This is a genomic window from Nitrobacter sp. 62-13, from assembly GCF_001896955.1.
In the GTDB taxonomy this organism is placed as follows: domain Bacteria; phylum Pseudomonadota; class Alphaproteobacteria; order Rhizobiales; family Xanthobacteraceae; genus Nitrobacter.
In genome coordinates, this window is record NZ_MKRN01000068.1 from 13,963 (window position 1) to 23,917 (window position 9,955).

The window sequence follows — 9,955 nt, forward strand, 5'->3', positions numbered from 1 at the left end:
TCGATGTTGAGATAGCTGTCGGTGGCGCGCCCCGGTCCCAGCAGCACGGCCTCGTCGGCCCTCGCGACATGCAGCGCGCCGCGATCGGCCTCGGAATAAACGGCGACCGTGCGCAGCCCCATCGCGCGAGCGGAGCGGATTATACGGCAGGCGATCTCGCCGCGATTGGCGATCAGGAGCGTGTCGAAGCGACGATAGCGTGGAGCGCTTGCCATCGTCACATCCTGAACAGGCCGAACGTCGTCGGCTCGACGGCTGCGTTCGCAGCCGCCGACAATCCGAGCGCCAGCACCAGGCGCGTATCCATCGGGTCGATCACGCCGTCGTCCCACAGCCGCGCGGTGGCGTAATACGGATTGCCCTGGTTTTCGTATTGCGCGCGGATCGGCGCCTGGAATTCGCGCTCCTCCTCGTCCGACCACGTGCCGCCTTTGGCTTCGATATTCTCCCGCCGCAGCGTGCTGAGAACGATCGCAGCCTGCTCGCCACCCATCACGGAAATCCGCGCGTTCGGCCACATCCACAGAAATCGCGGCGAGAAGGCGCGGCCGCACATGCCGTAATTGCCCGCGCCGTAGGAGCCGCCGATCACCACGGTGAATTTCGGCACGGCGGCGGTCGCGACCGCCGTGACAAGTTTGGCGCCGTCGCGCGCGATGCCGCCGGCTTCGTATTTTTTCCCGACCATGAAGCCGGTGATGTTTTGCAGGAACACCAGCGGAATGCCGCGCTGGCAGCACAATTCGATGAAATGCGCGCCCTTCAGCGAGCTTTCGCTGAACAGGATGCCGTTGTTGGCGACGATGCCGACCGGATAACCCCAGATATGGGCGAAGCCGCATACCAGCGTCTGGCCGTAAAGCTTCTTGAATTCGTCGAACTCCGAGCCGTCAACGATGCGCGCGATGATGTCGCGCACGTCGAACGGCTTGCGGCCGCCGGCCGGCACCACGCCGTAAATTTCCTCTCTCACGAACAGCGGCTCGCGCGGCTCACGCATGTTGAGCGGCGCGCGTCGCGGCGGCTTCAACGTGGAAACGATACGGCGCGCGATCCCGATGGCATGGGCATCGTTCTGCGCATAATGGTCGGTGACGCCGGATTGCCGCGAATGCACGTCCGCGCCGCCGAGTTCCTCCGCTGTGACGACCTCGCCGGTCGCGGCCTTCACCAGCGGCGGCCCGCCGAGAAAGATCGTACCCTGATTGCGAACGATGATGCTCTCGTCCGACATCGCCGGCACATAGGCTCCGCCCGCGGTGCAGGATCCCATCACGATGGCGATCTGCGCAATGCCCTGCGCCGACATGCTCGCCTGATTGAAGAAGATGCGGCCGAAGTGCCGCTCGTCCGGAAAGATCTCGTCCTGCTGCGGCAGGAAGGCGCCGCCGGAATCCACCATGTAGATGCAGGGCAGATTGTTCTGCCGCGCGATGTCCTGCGCCCGCAGATGCTTCTTCACGGTCATCGGATAATAGGTGCCGCCCTTGATGGTGGCATCGTTGGCGACGATCACGCATTCGCGGCCCGAGACGCGGCCGACGCCGGTGACGATGCTCGCCGAATGCACGTCGCCGCCGTACATTCCGTTCGCCGCCAGCGGCGACAGTTCGAGAAACGCGGTGCCGGGATCGAGCAGCAGATCGACGCGCTCGCGCGCCAGCATCTTGCCGCGCGATATGTGGCGGGCGCGAGCGGCCTCGCCGCCTCCGCCCGCGACGATCGCGAGCTTGTCACGCAGCTCCGCGACGAGAGCCTTCATCGCATCGACGTTGCGCGCAAAATCGGACGAAGTTGGATCGACACCGGAACGAAGCGCCATGGCAGCCCAGGATGGTGGCAGGCATTGAAGCTCTCGCCTGGAGCATGTTTCTTTTAGACGGAATCAGCAACCCGTCATGCCCGGCTTTATACCGGGCATCCACGTCTTTAGAATTTCAGCAAAAAATATGAATGGCCGGGACCACAGGCGAGCGAAGCGACGCCGTTCTCGAGCGGCGATACCCGGCCATGCCAATTATGTGCGACGCGACCTGCGCTAGCTAATGCGTCCAGGGCTCGATGCGGCGAAATGCGAAATTGTCGGCGTAGGCTGCCTTTCTTTCCGCCTTCGGCTTCGGCTCGATCACCTGATAGGGAATGCCCTCGCGCTCGCAATAGGCGATGGCGTCCTCCTTTGTATCGAAGCGAAGCGTAATTTGCTGCTTCATGTCGCCGGAGCTGGTCCAGCCCATCAGGGGTTCGATGACCCGCGCCTGCTCGGGTTCGTAGTCGAGCTGCCATTCCCTGGTCTGGGCGACCCCCGATTGCATCGCGTTTTTGGCGGGCTTGAAGATACGTGCTGTCATGGATCGCTGCGACCTACTGCTATGCCGTCCGGTAAAGCCGGCGGGCACCCTCCTAACGTATATTCCGTATGCCGCGGCGTGACAATGTGGTCCACAACCGGCGTGACAGGACGGCGCATCCCGCCGATCCTCAGCCCTGCCTGAGGTTCGACATGACGACGGCGCCAACGTCGGTGTAGACGCCGACGAGTGGTCCCACGATCCGGTGCAGCCCCTTCTTGGAAATCACCGTGTCATGTAGCACGAGGTGATCGATGCCCGTGGTCAGGAAGCAGCGCATCGCATCCCGCGGCGTCTCCACGATCGGCTCGCCCTTGACGTTGAACGAGGTGTTGATCAGCACCGGGACGCCGGTCAGCTCCTCGAATTCCTTCAGCAGCCGATAGAGTGACGGGTTCGTGCTCTCGCGCACGGTCTGCACCCTCGCCGTGCCGTCGACGTGAACCACCGCAGGAATCCGGTCGCGCCACTCCGGCCGGACGCTCTTTGCGATCAGCATGAACGGCGAGTCCTCGTCGCCCTCGAAGATATCGGTCATGCGCTCGGCCAGCACGATGGGTGCGAACGGGCGGAACGGCTGGCGGTGCTTGACCCTGCTGTTGAGGATGTCCTTCATGTCGGCCTTGCGCGGATCGGCGATCAGGCTGCGATTGCCCAGCGCGCGCGGACCGAATTCGGAACGCCCCTGAAACCAGCCGATGACCTTCTGATCCGCCAGAAGCTTCGCGGTTTCGGCGTAGACGTTCGGGCTTTTCACCGCCGCCGTCTGGACCTTCACGATCGAGCGCTGGGTTGCGGCCTCGACCTCGGAGTCCGAGTAGCTGCGGCCGACATAGGCGTGCTCCATCACGAATCCGCGGCCCTGCTTCAGCACTTCAAGCCAGCCGTAATAGGCGCAGCCGATGGCGATGCCGTCGTCCCCTGCGGCGGGCTGAATCCAGACGTTCTCGAATCCGGCTTCCCGTGCGACGCGTCCGTTGGCGACGCAGTTCAGCGCCACGCCGCCGGCAATGCAGAGGTTCTTTGCGCCAGTGGTCTCACGCAGCCAGTTGGCGCGCGCGAGCAATACCTTCTCGGTATCGTCCTGAACCCGCCACGCGAAATCCTCCCAATGCCGCATGGAAGGGCTTTTTTCCCATTTTCCGCCGCCATCGGCGAGGTAGGGCTGGTTGAGGTCGGCCGACCAGCGCGGAACCGTGAGACGGTTGTCGGCGATTTCCATCAGCGGCTTGATATTATCGCGCCGTCCGTAAGGCGCGAGGCCCATCAGCTCGCCGCACTTGTTCCAGTCGCCGAATATGTAGGTCGAGGCGCGGCTGTAGAGCGCGCCGAGGCCGGGCATGTTGTAGAACTCGTCGCTGAAAAAGCCGCGGTCCGGCTCCATCCAGACCTTCTTCAGGCATTCGAGCGTCTTGCCGCTGAACCGATAATAGCTCTCCGATTCCCGCGCGAGCGGCGTTGCGGTGTCGCTTTCCGGATAAGCCTCGTTGACGTCCGAACGGTAGCTGCCGACGCCGTCGACGATCATGATCACGCCGTCGTCGAACGGACAGGCCGCAAAGGCGCTGTAGGCGTGCGCCAGATGGTGGGAGATCGAGACCACCTTGTCGGAATGCGCGCGGAAATACGGATGGTCCTTCGCCTGCAGCCGCTCTTCGGCCGGGAGAAATCCGGGCATGTCTTGATAGATCAGCCGCTCCTCCATCTCGGGAACCGGAAGGATGTAGCAATTGCTGACCACCAGATCGATGTCGCCCATGCTGATGCCTTCGGCGCTCAGGCAATAGTCGATGACTTCCTTGTAGAAACCGCTGGCGTGCTTTTCGCGCGTGATCCGTTCCTTGGCGATGGCGACAGCGATGGCGCCGTCGCGAAGCAGGCAGGCGCTCACGTCGTGATCGTAGGTGTTGAGACCGAGGACATAGGTGTGCTGTTTTGACATGAGCCTCTGTGGGGTGATCTGGAGGGAGAAATTCAGGTTCCGCACCATATTCGCGGAGCCTGAGCCATGAGTGAGAGGGGTTTAACGTGCCGCACCGCCGGACCACGTTATGCCTGCTCTTTTGCGTCGCTTCTGCGGCACACCAAGTTCAAGGCGGCCGGAGCGGAAAAATCGGCCGATGCCCGCAAGAGAGCTAGCGCAACCGGAAGCCGTCAATTGCCGACATCACAACTACTGATTACAAATTGACACACAAGGACATTTCCGGATTTTTCACCAATCCCGCGTGAACCTGAATACGGCGGGGGCCGACCCCTGACCGGGCGGACGCCGAACCTGGTCTCGATTAGCGGCACACGCTCAAAATGCGTTGGAAATGTTATTTTATCATGCACCGAACCACGGCAAACTGACTGCCTTATATTCGCGACAATGGTCGTCCCGAATACAAGGTCTGCTTCACGAAGGTGCCAAACAGAGTTGGAGATTCTCTTGATGATTCAAAAAAGTTCGAGCGCGCGCCGCAGCATCGTCACCCGCATCCTGGCGGCGACGGCGATGGTTTGCGTGTATTTTATCGGCGTTGCCGGCGTTTCTTCGGTTCTGGTGGCCGGATCGACAACGTCTGCGGAAGCTCGCGGCGGCGGTCGTGGACGCGGCGGTGGCTGGGGTCGGGGTCGCGGACGCGGCTGGGGCCGTGGTCGCGGCTGGGGCCGAGGCCGGGGCTGGGGCTTCATCGCGCCTGGCTGCTATTACAGCCCGCGCTGGGGCCGCACGATCTGCCCGTACTGATTGCCGATCAAGTTATAAAGCATCGAAGGGTGCGCCGGTTCGCTGGCGCACCCTTTCTTTTAAGCACGACCGATTCCAAGGCGAAGCGTTTCGATCGATGGTCCAACACATGGATTCCGATCGAACGCCATCCCAATCCGGCGCCCATGAATCGAGCCGCGCCCATCGCGTCGCTGGGAACGCACGAGGCCAACGACGCAACTTTCCATAACCGACACGCAACCTGATCGACCGCTGGGCAGAGCCATCCCCGTCGCGGGAACGGCTCACGCGTCAAACCGGTTAGCGGCGCGTTACAGCCGATTGAAGCAGGCCGTTCAACGAGCGGCCTCTGATTCCATCAGAACCAGGCTCTGACGGAGCTATCGCTTCAAACTAGTGCTTCATGCCGACGTGAACTTCGGTCGCAAGTGTCTTTGCTTCGATGCCAAGCGTTTCGCAGATCGCCTTCAGGCGCGCGGGCTTCGGAAACTGGATGCCGCGCATGTAGAGCGAGATGTCGCAACGGCGGAAATCATGGAGGCCACGGAAACGCTTCGATGCTTCGCGGGCAAATTCGTCTGCTGTCCAATTTTTGTCAGCGACAAGTTTCGCAAGACGATTTCCGAACTCTACTCGATCTGCATCAGACATCATTTTTTTCTCTTCCTGACTTCCCCATATCCACGCATCCGCAATCGGATCGTGAAGACACGTCCGAGAAGCAGATCCGCGACGCAGCTCGCCGAAAGACCGGCGGGTTTTCTTCCGTCAAGGGGAGATGTATGTCTTACTATACATCGCCTCATTTACTTCTATCGCTAGCGTCAGAGCACCCCCGCGTAGTCTGCATAGCAACTTCTTTGCGGCTCGCGCATTGTCTCGCCGAACGGTTCAGTTACCCGTTCATCCCCTCCGTACCGCGTAAAAACCCGTCGGGAGTCCTCCTCGCCGACGGGTTTTTCTTTATGACTGCAGAAAGGTTTTAGGCGGCTGGACATATCCGCATTGCTGCCCTGCGCTGAGAGATTAGCTCTCGCCCAGCCGCAGTTGCTTTTCTCAACAGGATTGCGATGCCTTTATTCGGACAGGAGCGTCGACAGGACGATCACGACTCAGCGCTATCGGTGCTCTTTCAGTAATCGGCAAAATCACAGCGATCGATTCGGGCGGACGATCGCAAGCGCTCACGGGCCCGTAGAATTCCCAGCACAGTCTCTCGACTGCCTCTTAGCCGATAAATTCGGTGCCCTGTCCCGCCAGAAGTTCTTTCAACTGGCTGCACATCAGATCCGCCTTGTCATATCTCAGGGCAGCTACGGTGATCTTGTCGACCGACACGACGATCTGGTTGCCGGCGTTCACGCATGAAATCCGGCTGTACATGTCGTCAACACCCGCAAGCGCATTTTCCAGCGCGGCTTCCAGTCTCTCAATTTCGACCCGACCCAATGTGAGCGGTGATCCGCCGTCGATCGTCAGATCGGCCGCAATGCCGTCCCCTTCGGGTCGAGCAACAAGCGTCCAGGTGCTCATTGCTTCATCCTCTCCGGCCGATCTCAACGCGCTCGTCCAATGCGGACATCGATCCCGCCCTCTTTTGATTCCACCACGCGCACCTCGGAAGCTCAGGATCGGTCAATGTTGTCTACCTGACTCAGCGTTTTCATTGCCGCGTCTGATGAACGATCTCGAACCACAGTCTGGCTTAACCGCAATGACCGTTTAATCCTCCCGCGCATCGTTGTCGACCGGCGCGGGCCCGACCTGCCGCGACAGGATTCAAAATTGCGCGCTGCAGCGGAGCGCCGATTGGCAAGATGTCGCAAAATACCGATCGGCGAGGTTTGGCTACACCGGGAAATGAGGCGATTGGCAAGCTATCGTTCGACTTGCTATTGTCCCGAAAACCCTCCGGTTAGCGCAAGCATCCCATCCGGATTGTCGAAAACAAACAGAGCGGCTCGTTCTGTCGCGTCTTTATTAGAAGGCTGCCTAGAATATGTTTCCTCCCGGAAAGCCCTCCGGCGACCCAAGCCGCGGTCAAACGGCCGAAGAAATCGAGCGCTACTATCGCAACGTCAAGATTGGCGATCTGGCCGCGATCAGAAGCAGCCAATACGGCCGCCTCGAAATCAAGGTCACGACTGTAAGCAACATCAATCCGGAGATTGGACGCATACATTTGGACGACGACGCAGTATGGGGCGGAGTGGCTTATTCCGTGGAGAGCGGAAAGAGCTATTACGCGTCCAGCGGCCAGTCATCGCTTATCATTCCAGATGAAAAGGTTACGGCCTGGGCTAAGGCGAATCCGCGCGGCACTCCCGATTATTGATGTGCTGCAGCAGGGTGTGCCGGGCAATCGCCAGAAGATCATTGGGACAGGAACGACCCCGGCGATTCCGGTGCCGTACGACGCGTTTTTCTGACCGTACCGGCATCCTCCGGGTCCGGCCCGAAGGCACGCCCGCGCGAAAACGCCATAAGTCATTGATTTATATGGTCGGGGCAGCTGGATTCGAACCAACGACCTGCAGTACCCAAAACTGCCGCGCTACCAGGCTGCGCTATACCCCGATCCGCTGGGAAACGATGTCGTTACATGCTTCCGGCCAGCCCAGCAAGCCGGCCAAGGGCCATTCCGCTTCTCGGGGACCGTAGCAGCGCTCTATCGTTGAATAGATGCGTTTTCTCCCACGCGGACCGGCATCCATCCGCCGGGCAGTTCGCAGCCATCGTGGCTCGAAAGCGCTCCAACGATCTCAATGGCCGTTAAAGAGCGGGTGCGAGACCCGGTCGCCCGGCGCAATGCCGTACTTTCTCGCGGTCCCCGCGATCACTTCCAGCACACCTTTGGCCAGACCGCCCGATGAAATAATGCGGGTCGAGAACGGCTCGGTGTTCTCGGCGATGCGGAGAACCCGGCCGTCGGGGTCGATGAAGATCATGTCGAGCGAGATGTAGGTGTTCTTCATCCACATCGACACCTGCTGGGCCGGAGAGAAATCGAACAGCATCCCCTGCCCGTCCGGCAGATGCTTCCGATACATCAGCCCCTTTTCCTTTTCTTTCTCGGTCGTCGCCATTTCGACCGAGAACATCTTCACGCCGGCTCGGGTCGCGATCTCCAGCGTCTGGAATTCGGCAGCGCGGGCACCAGCCCCAGACGGAGTGACGATGCCGATCCACGATAGCAGCGCAATCCACAAACCAGCGCGCAGCCACTCAAGACCGACCTTCCGCATGCGCATCATCGGGCAACCCGTCAGGACGAAGGATATTCGCAAGCCGCCGGAAACGTCGCCGCACCGGTCGGCCATGATCCGTAGCGGGCGGCCTCCGCTGCCGCAAAACACGTTTTCCGGAAGGTCGAGCCCTCGGCGGTCGACCCTCCGCGTGTCTTTCTCCTCAGCGGCGATACCCCTTTCGCCGGTTCAATGCGAGGACAGGCCCGGAGCCCCGGTTTCCGGTTGAACTTCCGCCGCCATCATTCCCTTGGAACCCGGCCCGAACCGGACCAGAACGAACTGCCCCGGCCGAAGCTCCGTCATGCCGAAGCGCCGCAGCGTTTCCATGTGGACGAAGATATCGGGCGTCCCCTCGCCGCACGTCAAGAACCCGAAGCCGCGCAGCCGGTTGAACCATTTCACCTGCGCCCGCTCCAGACCGCTGGTCGGCGTCACGCTGACGTGGGTCCGAGGCGGAAGCATCTGCGCCGGATGAATGGCCGTGGATTCGTCCATGGACGTAATCCGGAACGCCTGATAGCCCTTCGCCCGCTGCACGCATTCACAAACCAGACGGGATCCTTCATAGGCCGTCTGGTAACCGTCACGACGAAGCACAGTGACATGCAGGAGCACGTCCGGCGAGCCGTTATCGGGAACGATGAAACCGTAGCCCTTTGAAGCGTCAAACCATTTGATGACGCCACTGATCTCGACAATGTTGGCAGGGGATTCGCCAAGCCCCGTAAACGGACCGACCCCTGACTCCCGATCCGTGGTTCCAGAAAAGTCCTTCGATCCAAGGTGATCGCTCACCGTCGGACCTCCAAACTTCCTGGATTCAAATCCGTCAGACCCCATGACCCAGGACCCCACACATTTACTATTACACTACGGCTCTCGTCTGGATAACACCGTTATTCCCAGATGAATATAGCCGCGCGAATCTTACGAATCAAAAGATAACACTATGGTTGACGTCGCAAGACAAAAAATAATTTGACGTGAATCTATGAACAGCCTTGCACATGCGCGAATCATTTTCGTCGCCGCTCCCCATTACGTATTTTCGTGTTGTTGACGTCGCGCAGGATGGTCAATCAGCCGTTCAACGGCTGCTTGTTGAGGATAAGCACCTTTACGCCGCATTTTCTGGCCCTGATCGCCGAAAGCGTAGCGCATAATATGCCTCGTACATTGGGGAGCGAATAACTGCTCCGCAATTACATTCGATTTAAACGCGCCTTTCGCGTTGTTGAAATCGTTCCAGAATGGCTCGGACGTCGGAGAATCAAGAACAATGCATGAGCAAGATGACGGGACGCGGCCGAAAAATCAGATGAGTCCGGAAGGCAGGCAAGGATCAGAACGACAAAGATCAGAACGAGCCGACATCGCGCGACGCGTGGCCAACTTCAAGGCGCATCAAGCCGCGCTCCGGCGTGAGCGTGAGGAATACTACTTATCCGTCCGCGCTCGAATAGATCGAGCTTTGGAGATGCCGCAGCCAACAAACGTCATCAGGCGGCCTGAATGATCGTTCTGCCCCCGAGACATTTCGATCTCAGGGGCGGGCGTCGGCTTACCAATAACGATACGGGCGATGCCAGCGGCGGTGCCAGTAGGGACCCGGCCGATAGCCGTACGACGCCCCGTAATAGACC

Annotated in this window: 10 protein-coding genes, 1 tRNA gene and 1 pseudogene (1 of these 12 cut by a window edge); 2 read left to right on the forward strand and 10 right to left on the reverse strand. The window is 60.2% G+C overall.

The genetic code is table 11. The features are described 5' to 3' along the window. The 4 genes and pseudogenes from BGN91_RS06625 to BGN91_RS06640 all read right to left on the reverse strand — a co-directional run. Positions 1-215: pseudogene (locus tag BGN91_RS06625) on the reverse strand (biotin carboxylase N-terminal domain-containing protein); the annotation flags it as partial. 2 nt (positions 216-217) lie between these two features. Next, on the reverse strand, positions 218-1,822 hold the full coding sequence (locus BGN91_RS06630) for a carboxyl transferase domain-containing protein (RefSeq protein WP_292611625.1): 1,605 nt from the start codon (positions 1,820-1,822) through the stop codon (positions 218-220). 220 nt (positions 1,823-2,042) lie between these two features. Next, positions 2,043-2,348 (reverse strand): ETC complex I subunit, encoded by a 306-nt coding sequence (locus tag BGN91_RS06635; protein WP_292611627.1) that lies wholly within the window; start codon positions 2,346-2,348, stop codon positions 2,043-2,045. A gap of 130 nt (positions 2,349-2,478) precedes the next feature. Further along, positions 2,479-4,290, reverse strand: a complete 1,812-nt coding sequence (locus tag BGN91_RS06640) for a carbamoyltransferase C-terminal domain-containing protein (RefSeq protein ID WP_292611629.1) — start codon at positions 4,288-4,290, stop codon at positions 2,479-2,481. Between the two features lie 495 nt (positions 4,291-4,785). On the opposite strand from BGN91_RS06640, the gene BGN91_RS06645 reads away from it, so the two are divergent. Continuing rightward, complete coding sequence (locus tag BGN91_RS06645) at positions 4,786-5,082, forward strand: hypothetical protein (protein ID WP_292611631.1); 297 nt, start codon at positions 4,786-4,788, stop codon at positions 5,080-5,082. A gap of 375 nt (positions 5,083-5,457) precedes the next feature. Here BGN91_RS06645 and BGN91_RS06650 read toward each other — a convergent pair whose 3' ends face one another. Next, on the reverse strand, positions 5,458-5,715 hold the full coding sequence (locus tag BGN91_RS06650) for a hypothetical protein (protein ID WP_292611633.1): 258 nt from the start codon (positions 5,713-5,715) through the stop codon (positions 5,458-5,460). Between the two features lie 576 nt (positions 5,716-6,291). Continuing rightward, a complete protein-coding gene (locus BGN91_RS06655) occupies positions 6,292-6,597 on the reverse strand; it encodes a hypothetical protein (RefSeq protein ID WP_292611635.1) in 306 nt (101 codons plus the stop codon). Between the two features lie 466 nt (positions 6,598-7,063). Between BGN91_RS06655 and BGN91_RS06660 the strand changes: the two genes are divergently transcribed. After that, the gene (locus BGN91_RS06660; RefSeq protein ID WP_292611637.1) at positions 7,064-7,399 is read left to right on the forward strand and encodes a hypothetical protein; all 336 of its coding nucleotides are present in this window, start codon (positions 7,064-7,066) and stop codon (positions 7,397-7,399) included. Positions 7,400-7,564: 165 nt separating this feature from the next. Here the strand turns inward: BGN91_RS06660 and BGN91_RS06665 are convergent. From BGN91_RS06665 to BGN91_RS06680, 4 genes are all read right to left on the reverse strand, one after another. Beyond that, positions 7,565-7,641 (reverse strand) — tRNA-Pro (locus tag BGN91_RS06665). Between the two features lie 185 nt (positions 7,642-7,826). Then, positions 7,827-8,318: a DUF192 domain-containing protein gene (locus BGN91_RS06670; protein WP_292611638.1), complete on the reverse strand. Its 492-nt coding sequence runs from the start codon at positions 8,316-8,318 to the stop codon at positions 7,827-7,829. Positions 8,319-8,498: 180 nt separating this feature from the next. Further along, complete coding sequence (locus BGN91_RS06675; protein WP_292611648.1) at positions 8,499-9,152, reverse strand: cold-shock protein; 654 nt, start codon at positions 9,150-9,152, stop codon at positions 8,499-8,501. Positions 9,153-9,873: 721 nt separating this feature from the next. Further along, positions 9,874-9,955, reverse strand: the 3' portion of a protein-coding gene (locus tag BGN91_RS06680; protein ID WP_292611640.1) for a hypothetical protein. 290 nt of this gene lie beyond the right edge of the window; only the last 82 of its 372 coding nucleotides appear in the window; its start codon lies off the right edge, out of view — the gene reads right to left on this strand; its stop codon occupies positions 9,874-9,876.